Below are 24,265 nucleotides of genomic sequence, written 5' to 3' on the forward strand. Positions count from 1 at the left end.
GTGGTATCGCGAAAGCCGGCTTGCGCCGGCTTTTTTTCAGCCCGGCGCGGCCGGCGTCGTCTTGAAGATGAAAGTCGCCTTCTCGATGTCGGTGACCCATACCAGACCGTCGCCGTAATGGCCGGTCTGGCCAACCTTGCAGATTGCCTCGTAGAGCGTTTCCGCGGCCTCGTCCGGGGCAACGATCTCGATCCTCACCTTCGGTGAAAAATCGGTCAGCTCTTCCTTGATCGAATTCTGCCGGATATGGCGCGACGGCGCGCTGCAACCTTCCACCTTGGTGACCGTCATCCCCGGAAAATCCGGCAGGGCGACCAGCGCTTCGCGCAAGGCGGCCAGTTTGTTGGGCCGGATCACGGCCTTGATTTCCTTCATCTCATGGTCTCCCTTGCGTATGAATCATGCCTCGATCTTCTCTTCGTCGAACCAGCGGTAGATCGTCGGCAGCATCACCAACGTCAGCAGCGTCGATGTGATCAGTCCACCGATCACCACGATCGCCAGCGGTCGCTGAACTTCCGAGCCCGGGCCGGTCGAGAACAGGAAGGGGATCAGGCCGAGCATGGCCACCGTCGCCGTCATCATCACCGGCCGGAAGCGTAGCGTCGAACCTTCCACCACCGCCTCGCGCACGCCGCGTCCTTCCTCGCGCAGACCGCGGATGTAGGACACCAGCACCACGCCGTTCAGCACCGCAATGCCCCACAGCGCGATGAAGCCCACCGATGCCGGCACCGACAGGTATTCGCCGGTGACGAACAGGCCAATCACGCCGCCGATCGACGCGAAGGGCAGCACGGTGATGATCAGCGTCGCGTAGCGCAGCGAATTGAACAGCAGGAACAGCAGGAAGAAGATCGCCGCCACGGTGATCGGCACGATGATCGTCAGGTGGCCCAGCGCCCGCTCCATGTTCTGGAACTGGCCGCCCCATTCGAGGTAATAGCCGTCCGGCAGCTTGATCTGGCGTTCCACCTTCTGCTTCAGCTCGGCGACGAAGCCGCCCAGGTCGCGATCCTTGACGTTCACGCCGACCACGATGCGCCGCTTGCCCAGTTCGCGCGAAATCTGCGCCGGGCCATCCTGCAGGCGGATGTCGGCGATGTCGATCAGCCGTACCTGGGCGCCCTTCGGCGAAGTGATCAGCAGATTGGAAATGGCATCGATGTCGTCGCGGAAATGCTCGGGCAGGCGGACCACGCCGGGGAAGCGGCGCTCGCCCTCGAAGATTTCCGTCGCCTCCTTGCCGCCCACCGCCGTTTCCAGCACATCGTTGACGTCGGCCACGTTCAGGCCCAGCCGCGCCACCGCCTGGCGGTCGATATCCACCGTCAGGTACTGCTGACCGCTGGTCCGCTCGATGCGCAGATCCTGCGCGCCTTTCAGCGTCTGGGCCACCTTGCCGATATCGTTGGCGACACGGCGCAACTGATCGAGATCGTCGCCGAAGACCTTGACGGCGATGTCCGAGCGCACGCCGGTCACCATCTCGTCCACCCGGTCCGAAATCGGTTGCGCCATGACGATCTGCACGCCCGGCAGCACCTTCAGCTTGTCGCGCATGGCCTCGGCGATGTCGTCCTGGTTCCAGCCCTTCGGCCATTCATCGCGCGGCTTCAGGCTGACGATGGGCGTCGACTCGTTCGGCCCCTGCGGGTCGGCCGGCGATTCGCCGCGACCGACGCCGGACACCGCCGACTTGACGCCCGGCACCTCCATCACCAGGCGCATCGCCTCCATTTCCATCTTGATCGATTCGTCGAGCGAGATGTTCGCCACCCGGTTGATGCCCGGCACCACCGAACCTTCCTTCATTTCCGGGATGAAGGCGGTACCGAGGAAAGGCAGCAGGCCCACTGCAGCGACGAACAGGCCGCCGGCCAGCGCCACCGTCTTGCGCTCGTTGGCCAGTGCCCAGTGCAGCATCTTCAAGTAGCGCGACTTCATCGCCGCGATCAGCTTGGTGTCGTGGTCGCCGGCGTGGGCCGGCGGCTTCAGCAGGTAGGTCGACAGCACCGGTGTCAGCGTCAGCGACAGGATCAGCGAAATGCCCAGCGCAATGGCGATGGTGTAGGCGAGCGGCGCGAACATCTTGCCTTCCATGCCCTGCAGCGTCATCAGCGGCAGGAACACCAGGATGATGATGCCGACGCCGAAGATCACCGGCGTCGCCACTTCCACCACCGCCTTCAGGATGATGCGCAACGGGCTTTCGCCGCTGTTTGCCCGGTTGCCCAACTGCAGGAAGGCGTTTTCGACGACCACCACCGAGCCGTCCACCATCAGGCCGATGGCAATCGCCAGACCGCCCAGCGACATCAGGTTGGCCGAAATGCCCAACTGGTTCATCGCCATGAAGGTCAGCAATGGCGTCAGGATCAGCGTGCCGACCACGATCAGCGAAGAACGCACGTCGCCGAGGAACAGGAACAGCACGACGACGACCAGCAGCACGCCTTCGAGCAGCACCTTGGTCACGGTCCACAGCGCCGCATCGACCAATTCCGAACGGTCGTAATACGCGCTGATCTTCAGCCCCTCGGGCAGCATGCCCTTGGCGTTGATCTCGTCGACCCTGGCCTTGATCCGACTGACCACTTCCTTGGCGTTGCCGCCGGCAATCATCATCACGATACCGCCGACCGCCTCGGTCACCCCGTTCTTGATTACCGCACCCTGACGCACCTCGTGGCCGATCTGGATGGTTGCCAGATCGCGCAGGTAGACCGGCACGCCATCCTTCTCGCGCAGCACGATCAGGCCCAGATCGTCGAGATCGCGGATCAGGCCGACGCCGCGGATCAGATATTGCTCGGCGTAGTGCGGCAGCACGCCGCCGCCGGCATTGGCGTTGTTGCGGCCGACCGCCACATAAACATCCTGGATGCTGATCCCGTAATGGCGCAGCTTGTCCGGATTGACCAGCACCTGGTACTGCTTGGCGAAGCCGCCCTGCGAATTGATTTCGGCCACGCCGGGAATCGAGCGCAGCAACGGGCGGGCCACCCAGTCCTGGACGATCCGCCGCTTCATCAGCTCTTCCTCGCTGAGCGTCCGGTCGCCATCGTCCGGGTGATCCAGCGTGTACTGGTATACCTCGCCCAGGCCGGTCGATACCGGGCCGAGCACCGGCGTGATGCCTTCCGGCAGCCGCGAGCCCACTTCCAGCAGGCGCTCCATGACCAGCTGGCGGGCAAAATAGACGCTGGTCGAATCGCTGAATACCAGCGTGATCAACGACAGCCCCGGCTTGTTCAGCGAACGCATTTCCTCCAGCCCGGGCAGGCCGGTCATCGCCACTTCCAGCGGCACCGTGGCGAAGCGTTCGACTTCTTCCGGTGAACGGCCCGGCGCCTCGGTGGCGATCTGGACCTGGATGTTGGTCACATCGGGGAAGGCATCCACCGACAGCTTGCGCGCGGCATCCAGCCCGAACACCAGCATGATCGCCGCGATCACCGCAACGATCAGCCGCTGCTTCAGGGCCGACCGGATCAGTGACTCGATCATGCGCCGCCCTCCAGGGCCTGACGATTGCGCTCGTTGTTCAGATGGAAGGCGCCGTCGACCACCAGCTTTTCACCCGGCTTCAGGCCGGACAACACAACGCGGTAATCGTCCTGCTCGATGCCCAGCTTGACCGGACGCAGCCGATAACGGCCATCGTCGCCGACGACGAACACGTGGTCCGCATCGTTCTCGCGGACCACCGCCTTTTCCGGCACGACCAGCCGGTCGACCGGCTTGGCCTCGATCAGCATGGTGGCCAGCATGGCCGGTTTCAATTGACCGTCGGCGTTATCCAGTTCGGTGCGGACCAGCACCGTCCGCGTTTCCGGATTGACCGTCTGTCCGACGTAGATCAGTTTGCCGACGCGCTTCTCGTTACCCAGTGCCGGGATTTCGATGCTCACCGACTGGCCGGCCTTGACCTGGCTGACCTGCTGTTCCGGTACTTGCGCCACGGCCCACAGCCGGCCCAGATCGGCGACCACGAACAGCACGTCGGCCGGCTGCACGACCTGGCCCTGGTTCAGGTTGCGCTCGACCACGATGCCGCGCAGGGTCGACGCCACCGGCGTCACCGAATTGATCGCGCCCTTTTCGCCCAGGCGGGTGATTGCCGCCGCCGACACGCCGAGCAGCTTCAACTGGTCGGATGCCGCATTTTCCTCGGCGATGGCGATCTGGTATTCGGCCTGGCGGCGCTGCAGTTCGGCCGCACTGATCACATCGGCCTCAAACAGCGACTTGGCGCGTTCGGCATTGCGCTTGCTCAATTCGAGTTGCGAGCGGGCCTTCAGATAAGCCAGTTGCTGTGTCGACAGCTCGCTGCTGTTGATGGTGGCCAGCACACTGCCCTTGTCGACCGCGGTACCGACGTTAACCTCGATATCCATGACCCGCCCGGTGATCGTCGCCCCGATGCGCGCCAGCCGGTTCTCGTCAAAGCTGATCTGGCCCGCCACCCGCAGCGTTTCGGCAATCGGCCGCAAGCCCGCGGCTTCGATCTTCAGCTGGGCAACCAGGCTTTCCGCCGGTTCCACGATATTGCTATCGGCAACGGCCGGCGCGGCGGTATTCACTTCTTCCTTGCCGCAGCCGCCGAGCAGCGCGGCAGCCACCAGCGTCGCCAGGACTTTCTTGATCATTTGCTTTCTCCAGATTGGGCCCGCAGTTTTTCGAATTCCACCCAGGCCGCGGCCAGCTCATAACGGGCGATGGTCAGTTCGGCGCGCGCCGCGCGATAGACACGCTGCGCATCGAGCACTTCGATGAAGCCGCGCTCGCCGAAACGGTAGGCGGCTTCGGCCACCTTCAGCGCCGCTTCCGCCTGGCGCACGATGCCGCCTTCCAGCGCGGCCACTTGCGACAAGGCGATCTCGTATTGCTGGTAAGCCATCTCCAGCCCCTGCGCCACCGAAAACTCCTGGTCGCGCAACTCGTTGCGGGCCCGCGCCAGCTGTGCGCTGGCCTCGCCGACCGGGCCGCGGCGCCAGTCCCACAACGGCACCGAGACCACCACGCCGCCCATCGTGCTGCGCGTGTCCGGATCGGTGGTCTGCGTGGCTTTCAAGGCCAGGCTGGGCAGGCGCTGGGCCTTTTCATAGGAAAGCTGCTGCTCGGCACGCTGCACTTCGGCGCGGGCGCGGGCAATGCTCGGATTGTCACCGGCCAGCGCCTCGCGCATCGTTTCGATCGGCGGCAGTTCCGGCACGTTCTGCAACTGGCCGGTCAGCTGGAAATTTTCCGGCAGCGCCGCGCCGACCGCCTGCCGCAACTGCAGCCGGGCATGCGCGACGCGGGCCGAGGCCGCCTGCACGTTCTTCTGCACGTTGAGCATTTCGGCTTCCGACTTGATCAGCTCGAAGCGCGCCGCATCGCCGCTGTCGACTCGCGTGCGGATGCGCGAATTGACGCCCTGGATCAACTTCAGGTCTTCCTTGGCGTTGCGCCATTCGGATTCGCGGCGGAGTACCTCGTAATAGCGCAGCCGCAGCCGGGCCAGCCATTCCGCCTGAACCACGCGGTAATTCGCCTGGCTGGCTGCATAACCGGCCTCGGCGGCACCGATCCGCGGAAAGCGCTGAATCAGGTCGAGCGGCTGGGTCACGCTGACCGAATCGGTATTGCCGGTATTGGTGCCCGGGCTGCGTGCCTTGGTCGAACCTTTCAGGTATTCCACTTCCGGGTTCGGGATCGCCGAAGCGCTGCGGATCGCGCTTTCCGAGGCCCGCACCTGCTCGCGGGCGGCCTGCAGCGCGGGGCTGGATTCGCTGGCCAGGTTTTCCAGATCCTTCAAGTCATAGGCCGTCTGGGCCGCAACAAGGCCGGACCAAAGACCGAGGCCGATGATCCAGAGTTTCGTCCGATACATGGTGCGTGACATCCGATAGATTGGGGCTGGCCGGGGAGGCCGGTTGGATTTCAGGAATCGCCATAGCACGTTTAGCGATGACGATATTGCTCGCAGGATATTGCACCGCAACAAGCTTTGCAATGTTAAGCAAGCTGAAAGATCGTCAGCTTTTATCGAATTTTTGCGCGTTAATAATCCGTAAATTCCGACCCCGCCGCCAACCGGGGCTTTATCCGCGACGGACCAGAACGTCGACCCGCTGCGGGTTTTGGAAGCTGGCGCCCTCGGGCGTCATGAACGACATGAACTTCGCCCGAACCGCATCCAGCAAGGCCGGCGAAAGCCGGTGATCGGTATGCGTCACGTGGATCATCCGCGCCTCGAACTGCGCAAAATCCGCGAAGAAACTGCGCGTATGGAAGAACAACTCTTCCTGCAAGGCCAGCGGCCCCTGCGCCACCGCCCGGCAGATCGCCGCGAATGCCGCCTCGCGTACCGTCTTCTCGTCATGGAACAGCTTGAAGACTTCGTTCAGCTCGCCGGCATAGACCGGTTCCGAAATCCAGGCCAGGCCGCCCGGCTTCAGCACCCGGGCGATTTCCGACAGCGCCGCCTCCATCTGTCCGAGCGGCACATGATGCAGCGACTTGAACATCAGCACGATGTCGAAACTCGCATCCGCCGCCGGAATCGCCTCGGCGCCGCCATGCGCGAAAATCACCCCGGGCAGGTCGTCGACCGCAAGATTCTTCGCATGCTGGATCGCATCGACCTCCAGCGCCACAATCTCGCGTACCCGACCGGTCTGTGCCAGGGTCCGCGTCTTTTCCGCCTTGCCGCAACCCAGTTCCAGCACGCGTGCGCCGTCCAGCGGCAGCCTGTCGAGCAGCAGCTTCATTTCGTTGACCGGCGGGGTATCGATGGGGCGGGCGATCTGCATGGCGGAAATCCTGTGTATCAGAAAATCCTTATGGTAGCTGCTGCGCCGACATCGAGCCATGTCCCGGCGACAAAAAGCCGCAGACGGCCGCCGCATCGGAAACTACAATACGGCCTTTGCCATGCGGCAAGAATGATGGCTGCGAAGCGAAACGCATGAAAATCCTCCTGACGGGCAAGCACGGACAAGTCGGTTTCGAACTGCAGCGATTGCTGGCGGTACTGGGCGAAGTAGTTGCGGTCGACCACGCCGAATGCGATCTTTCCGACCCGGCGGCGATCCGCCGGCTGGTAGCGGCGGTGCAACCGCAAATCATCGTCAACCCGGCGGCCTATACCGCGGTCGACAAGGCGGAAAGCGACGAAACCACGGCCCATGCGGTCAACGCCGTTGCGCCGGGGATTTTCGGCGAAGCGGCGAAGGCCCTCGGTGCCGTCGTCGTCCATTACTCCACCGACTACGTTTTCGATGGCACCGGCGCAGGCGCCTACCGCGAAGACGATGCGCCCAACCCGCAGAGCGTCTACGGCAAGAGCAAGCTGGCCGGCGAACGGGCGCTGCAGGCGAGTGGTGCCGACTGCCTGATCTTCCGCACCAGCTGGGTGTTCGGCGCGCACGGCGGCAACTTTGCCAAGACCATGCTGCGGCTGGCGGGTGAGCGCGACACGCTGAAAGTCGTTGCCGACCAGTTCGGCGCACCGACCAGCGCCGCGCTGCTGGCGGATGCCACCGCACAAGTGCTGGCACGGCTGATCCGCGACGGCCGGGCCGGTTTCCCGTTCGGTCTCTACCACCTGGTGGCCGGCGGCGTGACGAACTGGCACGCCTACGCGCAGGCCGTTGTCTCGGCCGCTGCCGCCGCCGGCAAACCGCTGAAGATCGCCGCCGCCGACATCGAGCCGATTCCGAGCAGCGCCTACCCGGTACCGGCACCGCGCCCGGCCAACTCACGGCTGGCGACCGGCAAATTCACCGACACCTTCGGCCTGCGCCTGCCCCCCTGGGAAGACGGGCTGGCGCACGTCCTGCAACAGATACTTTAAGGAAACAAATCATGCGCAAGGGCATCATTCTCGCCGGCGGTTCCGGCACCCGTCTTTACCCGGTCACGCTGGCGGTTTCCAAGCAGCTGCTGCCGATCCACGACAAACCGATGATCTACTACCCGCTCTCGACGCTGATGCTGGCGGGGATTCGCGACATCCTGATCATCTCCACACCGCAGGACACGCCGCGCTTCCAGCAACTGCTGGGCGACGGCAGCCAGTGGGGGCTGAACCTGCAATACGCCGTGCAGCCCAGCCCGGACGGCCTGGCGCAGGCCTTCGTCATCGGCCGCGAGTTCATCGGCAATGGCGACAGCGCCTTGGTCCTCGGCGACAACATCTTCTACGGCCACGAATTCGCCAACGACCTGGTCAATGCCGACGCGCGCAGCGCCGGCGCCACCGTCTTCGCCTACCACGTGCATGATCCCGAACGTTACGGCGTGGTCGAATTCGACGCGCAGGGCAGGGCGGTCAGCCTGGAAGAAAAGCCCAAGGCGCCCAAATCGAACTACGCGGTGACCGGCCTGTACTTCTACGACAACCAGGTGCTCGACATCGCCCGCGACCTCAAGCCTTCGCCGCGCGGTGAACTGGAGATCACCGACGTCAATCGCATCTACCTCGAACGCGGCATGCTCAACGTACAGGTGATGGGCCGCGGCCACGCCTGGCTCGATACCGGCACGCATGAAAGCCTGCTCGAAGCCGGCCAGTTCATCGCCACCATCGAGAAACGGCAGGGCCTGAAAATCGCCTGTCCGGAAGAAATCGCCTACCGCAAGGGCTGGTTGAGCGCCGCCAGGCTCGAAACCCTGGCCCAGCCGATGCTGAAAAACCCCTACGGCCAATACCTGATCGGCCTGCTCAAGGAACAGGTGTTCTGATGCAAGTGATCGACACGGCGATCCCGGAAGTCAAACTGATCGAACCGAAAGTCTTCGGCGATGCCCGCGGCTTCTTCTACGAAAGCTTCAACCTCAAGGCCTTCCGCGACGCCACCGGCCTGCCCGACATCGACTTCGTGCAGGACAACCACTCGAAAAGTGTGCGCGGGGTGCTGCGCGGCCTGCACTACCAGATCGAACAGGCGCAGGGCAAACTGGTGCGCGTCGTGCAGGGCGAAGTCTTCGATGTTGCGGTCGACCTGCGCCAAAGCGCAAAAACCTTCGGCCAGTGGGTCGGCGAACGGCTGAGTGCCGACAACCAGCGCCAGCTGTGGATACCGCCCGGCTTCGCGCACGGTTTCATCGTGCTCAGCGAGACGGCAGAATTCCTCTACAAGACCACCGACTACTACGCGCCGCAGCACGAACGCGCCATCCGCTGGAACGACCCGCAACTGGCCATCGACTGGCAGTTCGACGGCATGCCGCAACTGTCGGCCAAGGATGCAGCGGCGCTTTCGTTCGCTGAGGCAACGTATTTCGGATGAGGGCAGGCGGTATTCGGGTTCGTGTTGTCGTCGCCGAGATTGTTGCTAACTAATCTATTGAAAAATAAAAAATTATCCTGTAATTTTAATTTTAAATTTTTTGCGGAATAATTTTTCGGCCGATGACCCCGCTTAACGAGCAGCAACGACTGTTTCTGGTTGAATCAACCCAGCTTCATGGCCCTTGGGCTCAGGCCAGGCAGCAGGTTGCCCAGTTCAAATACGGCATGAAATGGCAAATGGTCAAAGGCAAGGATTACCTCTACAGAGTCCAGGATGCCAGGGGAAATGCCAAATCACTAGGGCCGCGCAGCCCGGAGACAGAGGCGAAATACCTGGCATTTATCGAAGCCAAAGCACGGGCAAAGGAGCGTGTTGAAGCGCTTGACGAACGCATGCGTACGCAGGCCAGGTTGAACAAGGCGGTCAATCTGGGGCGATTACCTTTGACGGTTGCCGAAATTTTCCAAGTCATCGATGCATCGCAGGCTCGGGATGACTTCAGGGTCGTTGGCACACATGCCATTTACGCCTATGAAAGTATGGCAGGCGTCCACTTGCGGATGGAATTGCTGGCGTCCGGTGATGTCGATCTGCTCTACGATCCCCGTAAAAAATTGGCGGTTGTCGCCAGGAATCTCGATGGCTACGGTCTTCTCGGACTGCTGCGCAAAGCCGATGCCTCCTTCGAGATCAACCCTGAAGAACCATTGCGTGCCACCAACAAGCAAGGTTTCATGGTCGATCTGATCATTCCTCAGCGGGACATGCGCGAGACAGAAACAATCACCTTTGCCGACAACGATTTGCAAGCAGTGGAAGTACCCAATTTGCAATGGCTGGCCAATGCACCGGCGGTGGAAAGCATCATCATCGCCAGCAATGGCATGCCCGTCCGGGCTAAAGTGCCAGACCCTCGAGCCTTTGCCGTGCATAAGGCATGGCTTTCCGAGCAGACCGACCGTGACCCGGTAAAAAAAAGACGCGACCTGGCTCAGTCAAAAATGGTCTATGCGCTTGTGAATGAATATCTGCCGCTATACCCGTTTGAAGCCAGCCACATGCGGTACTTCCCGAAAGCACTGCTAGCTCGCCTGCTTTAATTTGCGCTCTTTCGGCCTCCTGCGGTCAACCTCGGCCTGCCCGGCATTTCTCCTCGAACTGCCAGGCATGCCCGATGATCGTTTCCAGATCCGGAAACTGCGGTTGCCAGCCCAACTTCTCCCGCGCGTTGCGTGAATCCGCCACCAGCCGGGCCGGATCGCCGGCACGGCGCGCGCCGTATTGAACCGGAATCGGCCGACCGGTGACCCGGCCGGCGGCGTCGATCACTTCCTGCACTGAAAACCCGTTGCCGTTGCCCAGGTTGTAGGCCTGGCTGTCCTGGCCGGCCACCAGGCTCTGCAGCGCCAGCCAATGCGCCTCGCACAGATCGGCAATATGGATGTAATCACGGATGCAGGTGCCGTCCGGCGTATCGTAATCCGTACCGAAAACCGAAATATTCGGGCGTCGACCGGAAGCCGCCTGCAACACCAGCGGAATCAGATGGGTTTCCGGATCGTGGCGCTCGCCCAACTGGCCTTCGGGATCGGCGCCGGCCGCATTGAAATAACGCAGGCAGACCGACTTCAGGCCATAGGCCGTGTCGTAATCGGCCAGCGCCTGTTCCACCATCAGCTTGGTCCGGCCGTAAGGATTGATCGGCCGCTGCGGGTGCGCCTCGTCAATCGGCGAATACTGCGGCTCACCGAAGGTTGCTGCGGTCGACGAGAAGATGAAGCGCAAAACCCCGAACGCCTTCATCGCATTCAGCAGGTTCAACGTGTTCGTCACATTGTTTTCGTAGTACTTCGCCGGATGCTGCACCGACTCGCCCACCTGGATGAAGGACGCAAAGTGCATCACCGCATCGAAACGGCCGCGCTCGAACAGCGAATGCAGCAGGGCGGTATCCGCAATGTCGCCCACCACCAACTCGCCGGCCAGCACGGCATCGGCATGGCCGCTGGAAAGATTGTCCAGCGTCGTCACCGTGCAACCCAACTGCCCCAGCCGCTTGACCATATGCGAACCGATGTAACCGGCACCCCCTACGACAAGAACTTTCACGAAGCGCTCCCCCTGTCAAAACGCAGCGAACTATACCGGATGAAACAATTGCCGGACCAGTCATTTCAATAGCATTTCTTGACAGAACTAACGGTCTTGCTAGGCCGAAAGTCATAGCAGAATATGCGAAATGGTGCACTGCAAGATATTTCTTTATCATCCATGAAGGAACTGGCAGAATCGCGCGGTCGACCGTAACAATTGGCGCCATTACGGCCAGGAGTGCGGGCGGTGTTTCGACCAACAAAGAAAACGTTCATCATGGCCAAAGACAGCAAAATTTATGAGGTGGGGCATTGGGAAAAGATCACCTCGACCGTGGTTTGCTATACGCATCCCATGAATAATTGTAAAAATTCGGAAACGATCGATGGTGATGGTCTAATCCGCCGCGCAAGGGGAAGCAAATGACGATCCTGGTCACCGGCGGCGCCGGCTTCATCGGCAGCAATTTTGTCCTCGACTGGCTGGCGCAGTGCGACGAGCCGGTCATCAACCTGGATGCGCTGACCTATGCCGGCAACCGGCAGAACCTGGCCACGGTCGACGGCGATGCGCGGCACATTTTCGTCCATGGCGACATCGGGGATTGCGAACTGCTCAGCAAGCTGCTGGCCGAACACCGGCCGCGCGCGGTGGTCAATTTTGCCGCCGAATCGCACGTCGACCGCAGCATCCACGGACCGGAAGACTTCATCCAGACCAACATCGTCGGCACCTTCCGGCTGCTCGAAGCGGTGCGCGCCTGGTACGGTCAACTGGACGAAACCGGGAAAAACGCCTTCCGTTTCCTGCACGTGTCGACCGACGAAGTTTACGGCTCGCTGACCAAGGACGACCCGGCCTTCCGGGAAACCAACCGCTACGAGCCGAACAGCCCGTACTCGGCGAGCAAGGCGGCCTCCGACCATCTGGTGCGCGCCTACCACCACACCTACCGCCTGCCGGTGCTGACTACCAACTGCTCGAACAACTACGGCCCCTACCATTTCCCGGAAAAGCTGATCCCGCTGGTCATCCACAATGCGCTGGCCGGCCAGCCGCTGCCGATCTACGGCGACGGCCAGCAAATCCGCGACTGGCTCTACGTCAAGGATCACTGCAGCGCCATCCGCCGCGTGCTCGAAGCCGGCCAACTGGGCGAAACCTACAACGTCGGCGGCTGGAATGAAAAGGCCAATCTGGACGTGGTGCACACGCTGTGCGCCATCCTCGACGAACTGAGCCCGCGTGCCGACGGCCAGTCGTACCGGACGCAGATCACCTTCGTGACCGACCGTCCGGGCCACGACCGGCGCTACGCGATCGACGCCACGAAGCTCGAACGCGAGCTGGGCTGGAAACCGGCCGAGACCTTCGAGACCGGCATCCGCAAGACGGTGCAGTGGTATCTCGACAACCAGGATTGGGTACATAACGTGACCAGCGGTGCCTACAAGCAGTGGCTGGGCAAGCAGTACGGAGCGGCTGCATGAAAATCCTCCTGACGGGCAAGCACGGACAAGTTGGTTTCGAACTGCAGCGATCGCTGGCGGTACTGGGCGAAGTAGTTGCGGTCGACCACGCCGAATGCGATCTTTCCGACCCGGCGGCGATCCGCCGGCTGGTGTCGGCGGTGCAACCGCAAATCATCGTCAACCCGGCGGCCTATACCGCGGTCGACAAGGCGGAAAGCGACGAAACCACGGCCCATGCGGTCAACGCCGTTGCACCGGGGATTTTCGGCGAAGCGGCAAAGGCCCTCGGTGCCGTCGTCGTCCATTACTCCACCGACTACGTTTTCGACGGCACCGGCGCAGGCGCCTACCGCGAAGACGATGCGCCCAACCCGCAGAGCGTCTACGGCAAGAGCAAGCTGGCCGGCGAACGGGCGCTGCAGGCGAGTGGTGCCGACTGCCTGATCTTCCGCACCAGCTGGGTGTTCGGCGCGCACGGCGGCAACTTTGCCAAGACCATGCTGCGGCTGGCCGGCGAGCGCGACACGCTGAAAGTCGTTGCCGACCAGTTCGGCGCGCCGACCAGCGCCGCGCTGCTGGCGGATGCCACCGCACAAGTGCTGGCACGGCTGATCCGCGACGGCCGGGCCGGTTTCCCGTTCGGTCTCTACCACCTGGTGGCCGGCGGCGTGACGAACTGGCACGCCTACGCGCAGGCCGTTGTCTCGGCGGCTGCCGCCGCCGGCAAACCGCTGAAGATCGCCGCCGCCGACATCGAGCCGATTCCGAGCAGCGCCTACCCGGTACCGGCACCGCGCCCGGCCAACTCGCGGCTGGCGACCGGCAAATTCACCGACACCTTCGGCCTGCGCCTGCCCCCCTGGGAAGACGGGCTGGCGCACGTCCTGCAACAGATACTTTAGTTTTGGCTTATCTGACATGAAGATCACACCCACTCAAATTCCGGATGTTGTACTGATTGAACCTCAGGTTTTTGGCGACGAGAGAGGCTTCTTTTTTGAAAGCTTCAATCTAAAGAAATTTGCTGAAGCGACCGGCGTTACTTTGCCCTTTGTTCAGGACAACCATTCAAAAAGCGCCAGGAATGTATTAAGAGGATTGCACTACCAGACAGCGCCACATGCACAGGGAAAGCTGGTTCGTGTTGTTCAGGGATGTGTTTTTGATGTAGCCGTAGACATCAGAAAAAATTCAGAGACATATGGAAAATGGGTTGGTTATGAATTGTCCGAAACCAATAAGCGACAACTCTGGATTCCGCCTGGATTTGCACATGGCTTCCTTGTGCTGAGTGAAACTGCCGAGTTTCTCTATAAAACAACGGATTATTACGCACCTCATGCAGAGAAAAGTTTGCGTTGGGATGACCCGGTTATTGGAATTGAATGGCCGTTAAACGGAACGCCGCTGCTTTCCCTAAAAGATGCCAGCGCTTCTCCGTTCACTGAAAATACAGGGAGTTAAAATGCGTAAAGGAATTATTCTTGCCGGAGGTTCGGGTACCAGATTGCATCCGGCAACTTTGGCAATATCAAAACAGTTATTGCCGGTTTACGATAAGCCGATGATTTATTATCCATTGACCACGCTGATGCTGGCCGGGATAAGAGATATTCTGGTGATTTCCACCCCTCAGGACACGCCGCGATTTGAATCGCTGTTGGGCAATGGCGAGCAGTGGGGTGTCAATATTCAATATCAGGTTCAACCCTCTCCGGATGGCCTAGCACAAGCCTTCATCATCGGTCGAGATTTTGTTGCTAACAACAAGAGTGCATTGGTTCTCGGCGATAATATTTTTTATGGTCATGATTTTCACGGGTTATTAAAAAGCGCCGCAGAAAAAGATGGAGGGGCAACGGTGTTTGCTTATCATGTTAACGACCCAGAAAGATATGGTGTTGTTGATTTTGATAACAACAAGAATGCTTTGTCCATAGAAGAAAAGCCACAAAAGCCAAAATCAAACTATGCTGTTACTGGTTTGTATTTTTATGATGAGCATGTCTGTGACATAGCCCGAGAAATAAAGCCGTCCGCACGCGGAGAGCTTGAAATTACCGATGTCAATGCATGTTATTTGCGCCAGGGAAATCTCAACGTAGAAATAATGGGCCGTGGCTATGCGTGGCTGGATACAGGGACCCACGATAGCCTTCTTGAAGCCGGGCAATTCATTGCCACGCTAGAAAAACGGCAAGGCATGAAAGTGGCTTGCCCTGAAGAAGTTGCCTTCAGAATGGGGTGGATAGATCAGGAAAAGCTTATGCAGCTAGCGAAGCCGTTATTAAAAAATTCCTACGGAAAATATTTGTCAAGTTTGGTTTGCGTCGGGCTATAAAGGCTTTTAATCGGTGAGCAATCAATTTTTACATAGAGCATATCCTGTTCTGTTTGGGGCCGGATACTGCTTGTTTTTTCTTTCGCTAGAAAAAGCTTTTGGAATGGAGTTTGCTCCTTTGGTATCCAAGCTTTTTTTGCTTTTTTCTGCACTGTTCTGCGTTTTTTTCAACAGGATAGATGAAATAAACTTGATTTCCGTTTTTTTTGTTTTAGCACTAATTTCTATCTCCGGAGTGCTTACGGATTACCATTACTTTGAGTGGAGTATTTTTTTTCTGGCGTTGAACCAGGTTGTTTCATTATTTTTACTTTTTGTGGCTACTCCAAGAAAAAACCAGATGGTAACTGTGGTCAGGCTGGTAATGTATTCCCCGCTACTGTCAATTACGGCAGGGGTATTTTATGAAATGATCGGTGTCGGTTCGATTTTTGGAATCGATGGCGCTATTGAAGTGCCAAGACTGCAAGGCTCAACAGTTCCCGCATTTCTTGCGGGAATTTCTTTAAGTGGTGTTTTGTCAGCACTTTTGCTCTATTACTATCAGGGAAAAAAACAAAATATTTTCTGGTTTGTTTTTAACTTTTGCATTTTGTTATTAACTGCGGCAAGAATGCCGATTGCGTTAGGTTGTTTCCTGGTGGCAACAATATTTTTTATTATCGATAAATCTAGCCTGGCAAAGAAGCTCTTAACCTTACTAGCAGGGATTTGCGGACTGCTGGTTTTCTTGGTTTTTTTTGGAAAGTCAATTCTGGATAGATTCGGTAACGAAAGCTCTAGTGGCAGAGATGTGCTTTGGGATTACTTTTATGGACTGATGTCAGATTATCCTGACTTCGGAATTGGTTTTGGACATTCTTTTTATTCTGTACCGCCGGAAATATCCGTTTTGGTTGGTGGTGGAACGGCTGCTCATAATGATTATATTCGATTAGCAGTCGAAATCGGTTTTTATCAAACAATTGTATTTTTTTTGGTTTTTTCTTTTTTGTATTTAAGAAATATTTTCTCTGGTAGTAAGGATGGATGGCTTGTTGGATTTGCTTTTCTTGTTTCGTACTTGATATTTGTTTATGTTGAAAACGCATTAGCAACGCCTACATATTATCCGATGCTGCTCGTTGGTTGGTATGGGTCATTATTGATATTTGGAAATAAGAAAGCGGGTTCTAATGAGCAAAGATCGACTTGTTGAAATCGACTTAATCAAAGGGGTTTTGATTTTTTTGGTGGTGGTTGGTCACGTCACGCCAAAAGACATTGGGTTGGATTGGTTTTCTAATCTTCGCTCTTTTATTTATGGTTTCCACATGCCGGTATTCATGATGGTGAGTGGTTATTTATTTTTTCTAAGTGGTAAGCATTCTCTGGCTAGTGACCAAGTATTTAATTATTTCCGAAAAATTGCTGATCGGTTGTTAGTGCCGTTTTTCTTTGTGGGAATACTGGTTGTTTTTGGGAAATATTTTTCCGCTTTTTTTCTAAAAGTTGATGATCCGGTTACAAATGTATTTACTGGTGCTCTTAGAATGTTTGTGCAAACATCGGAAAGTCCAGTTCAGAGTATATGGTATTTATTTGTTCTGTTTTTTTGCTGTGTAATTACTGCTGTTTTTTTTAAAAAAAATCCTTGGCTTTTGTTCTTGTTCTCCGCGGTGCTGGTTTTTTTTCCTGACTGGGATATTTTTTATTTCGATAAATTCAAACGGTATTATGTGTTCTTTTTAATTGGTGGTTTTGTACACCTGTACAGAAATTGGTTTTTTCGCCGTCTGTATCTTGGGTGTTTGTTTTTATTTGCATTCTTTGTTTCTTCCGTTGCGTTTTTTGGTGATGATTTTAGATTTATTCCAATGGGGGTTTTCGGCGGGTTTGCATTTTTCTGCTTGAATGGTTTCTATAAGGCACAAAGCCTGTGTTTTGTTGAGGGCTTGGGTAAAAAATCAATGGCTGTGTATCTGCTAAATACGATTGCCATTGGTGTTGTTAAGGGAATGGTTTTGAAATTTTATCCCGAAACGTCAAGTGAAATTTTGTTGTTTGTGTTAGTGGTTTCTGGGATTTTAATTCCTTTGCTGCTCTCGTTTATTGTGGAACGATTTTCTGTATTTTTGATTTTTCGGAAGTATCTTGCATGAGTGATTGTTTCGATTTACTTAAAGAGGATTTCAAGATTTATCGAAGGCCTTTTATTTCTCAAGGCTATTACTCTTTACTGGTACATCGTTTTGGTAGGATGACTAGGACGATTGGCTTTAAGCCAGTTTATTTCCTATTGAGAATAGTGCATATTATTTTTACAAAGTTGTGCGAAATTGCCTTTGGTATCTACATTGGCGCGCATGTACGGATTGGACGGCGATTCATCATTGAGCATTTTGGCTGCATCATAATTCATAGCGAGGCTGTAATTGGTGACGATGTAATAGTGCGCCAAGGGGTTACTATCGGAAATAAAGTAATTGATCATCCGCTTGATGCGCCAGTAATTGGTAATCGAGTGAACATTGGGGCTGGAGCAAAGATTCTTGGAAAAGTTGTGATTGGTGATGATGTTGATATTGGTGCCAACGCAGTTGTTATCACCAATGTTCCCTCTAATTCGATCGCTGTTGGCGTTCCTGCTCGTATCATCCCCAAAAAAAGCGAAATAGAGGTTTGATAATGAAATTGTTATGTTTTACGACATGCGACAATGATTCAAAACGACTTGAGAAGTTGTATGTCATGGTCGAGTCTTTGCAGCAGGTAAAACTGCGCAACCCGGACGTTGATGTTCACGCATATTTGCTGATTCAGAGATGTTCAGAGGAGGATTTTCAGTACATTAGCAGCAGAATCCCGGACTTTTTTAGAGTGTTTCATCTGAACTCTCGAGTGTCTTTGTCCAGAGCACGAAATATTCTTCTTGGGCATGCCGGGCATGAGGATTTTACTGGGGCGATTGTGGCGTTTCCGGACGATGATTGCTGGTATCCCTTTGAAAATCTGGATCGTATTATTTTCCGGTTTAAAAATGATTATTCGTTGGATTATTTGTTTTGCAGATATTCTTTTTCGCCAGTCGAATTTACAAATAAACTGATAATTAATGATCTTCCGAGCGTATTCAAAGTGGCTGCATTCGCTTCATCCAATACTTTTTTTGCGCGGGGTGATTTAATCAAAAAATCCGGTTTTTTTGATGAAGATCTTGGTGTCGGTGCAAAATATAATGGCGGAGAAGATACTGATTATGCCTTGAGGATTTTTTCCATTGCGGAAAAATGTGAATTTATTAATGAACCATTAATTGGACATCGAGATCCAGATCCAACCTTGAAAGGGGTTTACTACCCAGGTGCATTGCTGGCGATAGCTAGTAATGCTCGTTTTGTCAAGGGCGGATGGAAATTGTTTATAAAGAAAATTCTAGTTGGGGGACATCTCGTGATTACCGGGAAAGTTCCAATTGGAAAGTACGGGAATTTGCTAATTATCTCCCTGAAGCGTTTTTTTCAAAGTGGAAATAAGAAAAAATAATAAATGCGAAAATTTTTTATTTCCGTTTTTTTGTTTTTTTTGTGCAATTCGCTTGTTTTTGGGGCTTCCAATTGCACTCCAAAATTATACGAAATTGAAATTGATACCAATCCTCTGGTTGGTAAAAATATTCTGGCTTTAAAGCGCCTGTACACCGGTAATGAAAAATCGGCCTTCATGTTCAGAAAGGTAGTTGAGGGTTTTGATATTGATCAGATTTCTGGCGTGCTATCTGTTTCAAAAAGAATAAGCCTTACGGAGAAACACGATAGCTATTTAGTTCTGGATATTATAGAAAGGGCAACTGATTTCTCTTGCCCACATAAGGTTGTACTTCATGTCGTGTCCAAGGATATTCAAAGCTGGTTGGATAAGGGTAGTAATTGGATTGCTGATTTTCGAAAGAATGAATATTTTTTGAACGGCCATTTTTTCGGTAGTGAGTCAAATTTTCGAGAAGCTTCCGGCGGTTTTTTTTCCCGGGATAGTGAAAAAAACTCCCTGAATGCCGGTCGCAAGGTTTTTAATTTTAAAAAAAATATTCCCGCTATAACAGATCGCGGTCTTTTATTGGAAGGCGCACGAACTCAGTACCTTCTGAATCCCGACTCCCCCAGCGTTCAAGAGGTCGTTTTGGTCAAGGGTAATTACATCCTGCAGATGTGGGGGAGCGGTGCTGTCAAGATTGATGGTGTTGTTACGGGAGTAGCGAAGGAACATGAACCGTTCCGGTTTTCTATTCCAAAAAATGGAATAGTTACCGTAACACCGCTATATGTTCAAACAGAATCAAAAGTTCAGAAAACGGTTCGGAAGTTTCAACTTACGAACAGTTCCAGTCCGACCACATTTATACCGTATGGAAGTCGTGCCGGAGATAAGCTTTCGTATAACATCACGAAAGGCATAGAAAATGGGGCTTTTCTCGCAGTATTTGATTTGGATTTGCCTCCGTTGGGCAATGATCACGCTTTTTCGTTTCGTGCGATTAGAAGCGACTACGGATCTGGTTTAATAGTCAAGTTTTCCGCGCAGGGTGAAATTGAATTGCTTCTTCGTGTGAATGGTGAAAGTTCTACCGTTATCCGTTTCGATGCGTATAAATCAGAATTTGGTAATCGTGGTTCAAGATTAGCGATCGGCTTTGATCCATTCAAGGAAAAAACCGTTTATGTTTATCTGGACGGTAATATTATTGGTCAATTGCCTATTAGGCACCCATTTCGTTTGGCGGAAATCGTTTTTGGGGATGATCTTGATCGAGAAAAAATCAATTTGGATTCTTATCTGAAGAAGTTGGTTGTTCTGCCGTTTGTACCTTCATCGATGGCTGATACTGTGCTAGGTGCTTCGGATCGTTGGGATTTGCCGCAAACACACCAGGCTGTTAATACCCTTAAATTGATTGATCCGATTATTGTCGATCTTGAGGAAATGGAAGCTGACCAGGTTTTTCCTGGTTTCGGTACCGGGGAATTGCTCGATTACAAATTAAACTGGACAAAAACATTTCCGATTCCAAGGCGTGATGTACTTATCGTTGGGGCCCGTACAAAAGTCAGAAAGGTTCGAAATGTTTATGGCAACCGTGGCAATGAATCGGCCGTTACTATACCCGTCAATAAAAATGATCGGGTTGATACTGATGTAATCAACTCTATTGGTACTGTTTGGGAAATTGGTGGCTATAAATTTACACGTTCAGTTTTTCATAATGCGATATCTGGTTTGAGGGCCGGGATTTACCGTGATATGAATCCGCTTGAAAATGGCAGGGACGACTGGAATCTTGTAACACGAAATGATCCTCATCAGACTCGACTTAACTGGAATACTCGGCAGCTAAAAGCCGAAAGTTATGATTATTATATTGATCTTATAACCGAGTCAGTTTCCGGAACGGTTGAGGGGTATCATGGCGATGCGGGTATGCAATGGCAAACTGCATCAACCGATGGGAAGTCCAGTCCTTTGGGGGCCGTTGCAGATTACTGTGGGCACTTTAATATTAAATTTTCTACTTACTATGCGGGTTTCTTTTTGCCAGTTCAGTATCTGTCAAAAGATGTGGAGTTGAACGAGTCAGCTCCCTTGCCTCGGTGGTTGAAAATTTCTCGAGTTCAGGGGCGAATGGCTGCAGAGTATCGCCAATATGAAAAGGATAGACCGGAAGATATAAAGAAAAGCCCTGGTAATGTCACTTCCGCATTTTATCATTTGGATACAAGTGACGGAAATCGTTACGGATCCTATCGCCCTTATCCTGTTTTTCTGAAAGATTTTTATATTGAGCCATTTCCAGGGCGAAATTTGATAGATCATGTTCGCCCACTGAATGGAAAACCAATTTATCAATTCATCAATTCGAAGAAAGAAATTCGTTACGATATCGATGGAAGGGTTGCTTCTGATGGTGGTGTATATTTCCCCGAGGTGACCATGATTTCTGGTTTTATAAAACCAGGAAAGCCTTCTAGAGATTACGTTGATTCAACGTCAGAATATGGGCCCGGCGCTTGGTATTGGCCAAGATTCGAAGGGATGATTTACTAAAATAATGGTGCTTTATGAATATCAGACATTTGATTATAACCAGGTTTAATGTCGCTTCGCCGGGGCGAGAAGCTGCAATCCGTCTGAAAAGAGGCTGGCTTGATGAGCGCTTCATACTGTTTGAGGATATTTGTCTTCCTAGTGTGAAGGCCCAAAGCAATCAGTGCTTTGAATGGATAATATTTTTTGATGTGGAAACTCCTGCCGATTACAAGGAAAAAATTTCTGAATTGACCAAGGTCTATCCTTTCAAGCCGGTTTATACGGATAGCTTTGATATGCGGGTACTGGGACCGCAGATTGTAAGAGATTGCGAACCTGCTGATTTTTTATTAACTTCGCGACTTGATAGTGACGATATCCTTGCCGATGATTACGTGGCCAGAGTGCAAGATGTTGCGCTCTCCGGAAAAGGAAAGTTTGTTATCAATTTTGATCAGGGAGCCATTCTCCAACTAAATGGTTCAAAGCAGGCTCTTTATGAGTATTGGGATCACAGTAATCCATTTTCTTCCATGGTGGAGCCATTTGGGCTTGATGCGGTAACGATTTGGGGCGTACAACATACCGAGTTATCTCAGCTCGGCCAAGTTCAGCATATCTCTGGAACGCCGATGTGGCTTCAGGTTGTTCATGGTGGAAATGTTTCCAATCGTGTTCGTGGTACGCGTGTTCGTATTAATGCTTACGACGACCGTTTTGGTTATCTAAGAAATTTTTCTTGCAAAGTGCGGGAAAATGCTTTTGAGTTCGGATTGGATCGATATTTTTTTGGAAACGTTCGACTCGCTAAAGAGTTCGCCAGAAAAATACTGAAACATTTATATCGATTTATTTTTAAGTAGTACTGCATGGCGCGCTTAATTTCGTTGTTCGATCAATTGGCTTTTTCTGCAGCCAATTTTCTGATCGGTTTGGTATTGATTCGGACTTATACTCCAATTGAATATGCTGGCTATGCTAATGGTTTGTTGGTTTCTTTAGCGATTTCCGGTATTTACCGTATGAGCTTTTCTGTTCCCGTTTCATTGATGGGGCAAGATTTGTTCATGAAACGAGTGCGCGCTGTTCCAGCGCAACATGCGCTGGTGGTTTTCCCGTTGTTGCTTATTTCAGGGCTTGTTGTTTTATTCGAATTGTTTTTTGGGCAACGTACTTTGGTTTACACCACGGCATTCGGGGTTCTTGCTTGTCTCGCGTTATTCATGTCGATTGATATTGACCGGGTGGTTTTGTATCGCTTTGTTGGAGGAAGCTTTCGTTGGTTAATACCTATTTTGACCTCTGGGAGTGTGGTTTTTCTGGTTGGTGTTGTTTACGTTATTAAGCCCAGATTTGAGATTGCCATGTTTGGGTTGATGTGTATTTCTTTGGCAAAGTTGTTAATCATTGCTTTTAAGGTTGGCGGGTATCGATGGCGGCATGCTATTTTTTTATGGCGGCGTATGCTTAAGGATTCTGTCCGTTGGAATACCTTTGGCGCTCTTTCGGCGATTGGGTTTACTTCTGCGCCGCAATGGGTTTTAGGTTTTTTTGGTGGTGCATATGCTGTAGCTGGTTATGCCGCTGTTCGGCTCCCATTACAACCAATGATGGTGCTTATCAGAAGTTTGGATGTGGTCGATAAATTGGTTTTTGCAAAGGTTTTTTCTGAGTCCGTGGAGCTTGGGAAAAGAAAGGTAATTCGGAGTTATCTGTTTTATTTGCTTCTCAGCATATTTCTTGGCGTGTTGGCAGTTATTTGGGCGGATGAAATAATTTCAGTGGTTGTTGGAGGTAAGTACACCGAGTTTGATAAGGTTTTTATGTTGACTGTTGTCTCTTATATTTTGATTGCAAGCATGCCACCGCTAGAGTCTGTTGTATATAAAATTGGGATGTATAAAAATTATGCGATGTCCCAGTTTTTTGGCGCTTTATTGTCGCTAATTGTCACGGTGCCTCTCGTTATGAAATATTCGTCGGAAGGCGCTGTCATTGGTGGGATTTGTGGTTTTTTGGTTCCATATTCATATCTTTTATTTGTTTTTTTTAAGAATATAGTAACCAAGGAACGTGCTGAGGTGATCAATTGAAAAATCTATTGGCAGTGGCTTCGAGTGGTGGGCATTGGATTCAGTTATCCAGACTTACACCTGCTTTCAAAGGTTTTTATGTTTCTTACCTGACTACCAATCCTGCTCACAAGCGAGAGGTTGATGGCCATTTTTATTCCGTTATTGATGCCAATCAGTGGCAAAAAATCCGTTTGCTGTTCATGTTTGTTCAGGTGGCCTGGGTGATCATGCGTAGCAGGCCTGATGTGGTTATTACGACTGGCGCAGCTGTTGGATTTGCTGCATTAATGTTTGGTAAATTGATCGGCGCAAAAACTGTCTGGATCGATAGCATCGCGAATGCCGAAGAGTTATCTGGTTCTGGTGCTAGAGTTGGGCGATGGGCCGATATTTGGCTCACACAGTGGGAGCATTTGGCTAATACAGATGACGGACCCGATTTTTGGGGGAGTGTGCTGTGATTTTTATTTCCGTTGGAACTCAATTGCCGTTTGATCGTCTAGTTGAAATTGTTGATGATTGGGCAGGTAATGTCGATGGAGTGGAGATTTTTGCTCAAATAGGCCCAGGGAAGTATTCTCCGAGAAACTTCAAGGCGGTGGATTTTTTAAAACCGAATGAAATTTCGGCCTGCTATGAAAAGTCGTCATTAATTGTTGCTCATGCTGGTATGGGTACTGTTCTTACAGCAATGAAAATTCGAAAACCGATTATTATTTTTCCACGCAGATTTGAATTGGGTGAGCACAGAAATGATCATCAAATGGCTACCGCTCGTTGGTTAAAGGATAAACTTGATGTTCCCGTGGCTTTTGAAAAAAATGAGCTATTAACGTTGCTTTCAGCAAGGAATGGCATCTCAGCGCCTCGATATATATCAGATTATGCGCCTGCCGGCTTTATCGATAAGCTTCACAAAGCGTTGCATGCTAGTTGAAT

Annotated in this window: 24 protein-coding genes; 18 read left to right on the forward strand and 6 right to left on the reverse strand. The window is 53.2% G+C overall.

The features are described from left to right. Positions 1–36 precede the first annotated feature (36 nt). The 5 genes from L0962_RS11805 to L0962_RS11825 all read right to left on the reverse strand — a co-directional run bounded on the left by L0962_RS11805 (position 37) and on the right by L0962_RS11825 (position 6,800). A complete protein-coding gene (locus tag L0962_RS11805) occupies positions 37–375 on the reverse strand; it encodes a P-II family nitrogen regulator (RefSeq protein WP_234086626.1) in 339 nt (112 codons plus the stop codon). 24 nt (positions 376–399) lie between these two features. After that, positions 400–3,510: an efflux RND transporter permease subunit gene (locus L0962_RS11810; protein ID WP_234086627.1), complete on the reverse strand. Its 3,111-nt coding sequence runs from the start codon at positions 3,508–3,510 to the stop codon at positions 400–402. Then, positions 3,507–4,652 carry an efflux RND transporter periplasmic adaptor subunit gene (locus L0962_RS11815; RefSeq protein ID WP_234086628.1) on the reverse strand — a complete coding sequence of 382 codons (1,146 nt, stop codon included), beginning with the start codon at positions 4,650–4,652 and terminating at the stop codon, positions 3,507–3,509. Before L0962_RS11815 ends, L0962_RS11810 begins: the two co-directional genes overlap by 4 nt. After that, on the reverse strand, positions 4,649–5,878 hold the full coding sequence (locus L0962_RS11820) for a TolC family protein (protein WP_234086629.1): 1,230 nt from the start codon (positions 5,876–5,878) through the stop codon (positions 4,649–4,651). Before L0962_RS11820 ends, L0962_RS11815 begins: the two co-directional genes overlap by 4 nt. Before the next feature lie 211 nt (positions 5,879–6,089). After that, positions 6,090–6,800: a class I SAM-dependent methyltransferase gene (locus tag L0962_RS11825; protein ID WP_234086630.1), complete on the reverse strand. Its 711-nt coding sequence runs from the start codon at positions 6,798–6,800 to the stop codon at positions 6,090–6,092. Between the two features lie 155 nt (positions 6,801–6,955). On the opposite strand from L0962_RS11825, the gene rfbD (L0962_RS11830) reads away from it, so the two are divergent. The 4 genes from rfbD (L0962_RS11830) to L0962_RS11845 all read left to right on the forward strand — a co-directional run bounded on the left by rfbD (L0962_RS11830) (position 6,956) and on the right by L0962_RS11845 (position 10,384). Continuing rightward, entirely contained in the window at positions 6,956–7,843 is an 888-nt protein-coding gene (gene rfbD, locus L0962_RS11830) for a dTDP-4-dehydrorhamnose reductase (RefSeq protein WP_234086631.1), read from the forward strand. Between the two features lie 11 nt (positions 7,844–7,854). Continuing rightward, a complete protein-coding gene (rfbA, locus tag L0962_RS11835; protein WP_234086632.1) occupies positions 7,855–8,733 on the forward strand; it encodes a glucose-1-phosphate thymidylyltransferase RfbA in 879 nt (292 codons plus the stop codon). Next, a complete protein-coding gene (gene rfbC / locus L0962_RS11840) occupies positions 8,733–9,281 on the forward strand; it encodes a dTDP-4-dehydrorhamnose 3,5-epimerase (protein WP_234086633.1) in 549 nt (182 codons plus the stop codon). The genes rfbA (L0962_RS11835) and rfbC (L0962_RS11840) overlap by 1 nt, the downstream gene beginning before the upstream one ends. Before the next feature lie 122 nt (positions 9,282–9,403). Then, on the forward strand, positions 9,404–10,384 hold the full coding sequence (locus L0962_RS11845) for a nucleotidyltransferase domain-containing protein (RefSeq protein WP_234086634.1): 981 nt from the start codon (positions 9,404–9,406) through the stop codon (positions 10,382–10,384). A gap of 25 nt (positions 10,385–10,409) precedes the next feature. Here the strand turns inward: L0962_RS11845 and galE are convergent, their stop codons facing one another. After that, positions 10,410–11,393, reverse strand: a complete 984-nt coding sequence (gene galE, locus L0962_RS11850) for a UDP-glucose 4-epimerase GalE (protein ID WP_234086635.1) — start codon at positions 11,391–11,393, stop codon at positions 10,410–10,412. Between the two features lie 261 nt (positions 11,394–11,654). Between galE and L0962_RS11855 the strand changes: the two genes are divergently transcribed. From L0962_RS11855 to L0962_RS11920, 14 genes are all read left to right on the forward strand, one after another. Continuing rightward, on the forward strand, positions 11,655–11,804 hold the full coding sequence (locus L0962_RS11855; RefSeq protein ID WP_234086636.1) for a hypothetical protein: 150 nt from the start codon (positions 11,655–11,657) through the stop codon (positions 11,802–11,804). After that, positions 11,801–12,868, forward strand: a complete 1,068-nt coding sequence (gene rfbB, locus L0962_RS11860; protein WP_234086637.1) for a dTDP-glucose 4,6-dehydratase — start codon at positions 11,801–11,803, stop codon at positions 12,866–12,868. Before L0962_RS11855 ends, rfbB begins: the two co-directional genes overlap by 4 nt. Further along, positions 12,865–13,752, forward strand: coding sequence for a dTDP-4-dehydrorhamnose reductase (gene rfbD / locus L0962_RS11865; RefSeq protein WP_234086638.1), 888 nt, complete (start codon positions 12,865–12,867; stop codon positions 13,750–13,752). The genes rfbB and rfbD (L0962_RS11865) overlap by 4 nt, the downstream gene beginning before the upstream one ends. Positions 13,753–13,768: 16 nt before the next feature. Further along, complete coding sequence (gene rfbC, locus L0962_RS11870) at positions 13,769–14,314, forward strand: dTDP-4-dehydrorhamnose 3,5-epimerase (protein WP_234086639.1); 546 nt, start codon at positions 13,769–13,771, stop codon at positions 14,312–14,314. A 1-nt stretch (position 14,315) separates the two neighbouring features. Beyond that, the gene (gene rfbA, locus L0962_RS11875; RefSeq protein WP_234086640.1) at positions 14,316–15,191 is read left to right on the forward strand and encodes a glucose-1-phosphate thymidylyltransferase RfbA; all 876 of its coding nucleotides are present in this window, start codon (positions 14,316–14,318) and stop codon (positions 15,189–15,191) included. A 13-nt stretch (positions 15,192–15,204) separates the two neighbouring features. Further along, positions 15,205–16,389: an O-antigen ligase family protein gene (locus L0962_RS11880; protein WP_234086641.1), complete on the forward strand. Its 1,185-nt coding sequence runs from the start codon at positions 15,205–15,207 to the stop codon at positions 16,387–16,389. Continuing rightward, complete coding sequence (locus L0962_RS11885) at positions 16,367–17,332, forward strand: acyltransferase family protein (protein ID WP_234086642.1); 966 nt, start codon at positions 16,367–16,369, stop codon at positions 17,330–17,332. Before L0962_RS11880 ends, L0962_RS11885 begins: the two co-directional genes overlap by 23 nt. After that, positions 17,329–17,856, forward strand: coding sequence for a serine O-acetyltransferase (locus L0962_RS11890; protein ID WP_234086643.1), 528 nt, complete (start codon positions 17,329–17,331; stop codon positions 17,854–17,856). The genes L0962_RS11885 and L0962_RS11890 overlap by 4 nt, the downstream gene beginning before the upstream one ends. A gap of 65 nt (positions 17,857–17,921) precedes the next feature. After that, positions 17,922–18,716: a glycosyltransferase gene (locus L0962_RS11895; protein ID WP_234086644.1), complete on the forward strand. Its 795-nt coding sequence runs from the start codon at positions 17,922–17,924 to the stop codon at positions 18,714–18,716. Positions 18,717–18,719: 3 nt separating this feature from the next. Next, complete coding sequence (locus L0962_RS11900) at positions 18,720–21,269, forward strand: hypothetical protein (protein WP_234086645.1); 2,550 nt, start codon at positions 18,720–18,722, stop codon at positions 21,267–21,269. Positions 21,270–21,283: 14 nt separating this feature from the next. Beyond that, entirely contained in the window at positions 21,284–22,114 is an 831-nt protein-coding gene (locus tag L0962_RS11905; protein ID WP_234086646.1) for a glycosyltransferase, read from the forward strand. A 6-nt stretch (positions 22,115–22,120) separates the two neighbouring features. Next, entirely contained in the window at positions 22,121–23,344 is a 1,224-nt protein-coding gene (locus tag L0962_RS11910) for a hypothetical protein (protein WP_234086647.1), read from the forward strand. Further along, positions 23,341–23,787 carry a hypothetical protein gene (locus tag L0962_RS11915; protein WP_234086648.1) on the forward strand — a complete coding sequence of 149 codons (447 nt, stop codon included), beginning with the start codon at positions 23,341–23,343 and terminating at the stop codon, positions 23,785–23,787. Before L0962_RS11910 ends, L0962_RS11915 begins: the two co-directional genes overlap by 4 nt. Further along, on the forward strand, positions 23,784–24,263 hold the full coding sequence (locus L0962_RS11920) for a glycosyltransferase (RefSeq protein WP_234086649.1): 480 nt from the start codon (positions 23,784–23,786) through the stop codon (positions 24,261–24,263). Before L0962_RS11915 ends, L0962_RS11920 begins: the two co-directional genes overlap by 4 nt. The last annotated feature ends 2 nt before the right edge of the window (positions 24,264–24,265 follow it).

This window comes from Azonexus sp. R2A61, from assembly GCF_021401135.1.
GTDB lineage: Bacteria > Pseudomonadota > Gammaproteobacteria > Burkholderiales > Rhodocyclaceae > Azonexus.

Bases quoted from the DNA above. Each gene is read 5' to 3' on its own strand.
- L0962_RS11805 (WP_234086626.1), bottom strand. From the start codon at position 375: ATGAAGGAAATCAAGGCCGTGATCCGGCCCAACAAACTGGCCGCCTTG.
- L0962_RS11810 (WP_234086627.1), bottom strand. From the start codon at position 3,510: ATGATCGAGTCACTGATCCGGTCGGCCCTGAAGCAGCGGCTGATCGTT.
- L0962_RS11815 (WP_234086628.1), bottom strand. From the start codon at position 4,652: ATGATCAAGAAAGTCCTGGCGACGCTGGTGGCTGCCGCGCTGCTCGGC.
- L0962_RS11820 (WP_234086629.1), bottom strand. From the start codon at position 5,878: ATGTATCGGACGAAACTCTGGATCATCGGCCTCGGTCTTTGGTCCGGC.
- L0962_RS11825 (WP_234086630.1), bottom strand. From the start codon at position 6,800: ATGCAGATCGCCCGCCCCATCGATACCCCGCCGGTCAACGAAATGAAG.
- rfbD (WP_234086631.1), top strand. From the start codon at position 6,956: ATGAAAATCCTCCTGACGGGCAAGCACGGACAAGTCGGTTTCGAACTG.
- rfbA (WP_234086632.1), top strand. From the start codon at position 7,855: ATGCGCAAGGGCATCATTCTCGCCGGCGGTTCCGGCACCCGTCTTTAC.
- rfbC (WP_234086633.1), top strand. From the start codon at position 8,733: ATGCAAGTGATCGACACGGCGATCCCGGAAGTCAAACTGATCGAACCG.
- L0962_RS11845 (WP_234086634.1), top strand. From the start codon at position 9,404: ATGACCCCGCTTAACGAGCAGCAACGACTGTTTCTGGTTGAATCAACC.
- L0962_RS11855 (WP_234086636.1), top strand. From the start codon at position 11,655: ATGGCCAAAGACAGCAAAATTTATGAGGTGGGGCATTGGGAAAAGATC.
- rfbB (WP_234086637.1), top strand. From the start codon at position 11,801: ATGACGATCCTGGTCACCGGCGGCGCCGGCTTCATCGGCAGCAATTTT.
- rfbD (WP_234086638.1), top strand. From the start codon at position 12,865: ATGAAAATCCTCCTGACGGGCAAGCACGGACAAGTTGGTTTCGAACTG.
- rfbC (WP_234086639.1), top strand. From the start codon at position 13,769: ATGAAGATCACACCCACTCAAATTCCGGATGTTGTACTGATTGAACCT.
- rfbA (WP_234086640.1), top strand. From the start codon at position 14,316: ATGCGTAAAGGAATTATTCTTGCCGGAGGTTCGGGTACCAGATTGCAT.
- L0962_RS11885 (WP_234086642.1), top strand. From the start codon at position 16,367: ATGAGCAAAGATCGACTTGTTGAAATCGACTTAATCAAAGGGGTTTTG.
- L0962_RS11890 (WP_234086643.1), top strand. From the start codon at position 17,329: ATGAGTGATTGTTTCGATTTACTTAAAGAGGATTTCAAGATTTATCGA.
- L0962_RS11895 (WP_234086644.1), top strand. From the start codon at position 17,922: ATGGTCGAGTCTTTGCAGCAGGTAAAACTGCGCAACCCGGACGTTGAT.
- L0962_RS11900 (WP_234086645.1), top strand. From the start codon at position 18,720: ATGCGAAAATTTTTTATTTCCGTTTTTTTGTTTTTTTTGTGCAATTCG.
- L0962_RS11905 (WP_234086646.1), top strand. From the start codon at position 21,284: ATGAATATCAGACATTTGATTATAACCAGGTTTAATGTCGCTTCGCCG.
- L0962_RS11910 (WP_234086647.1), top strand. From the start codon at position 22,121: ATGGCGCGCTTAATTTCGTTGTTCGATCAATTGGCTTTTTCTGCAGCC.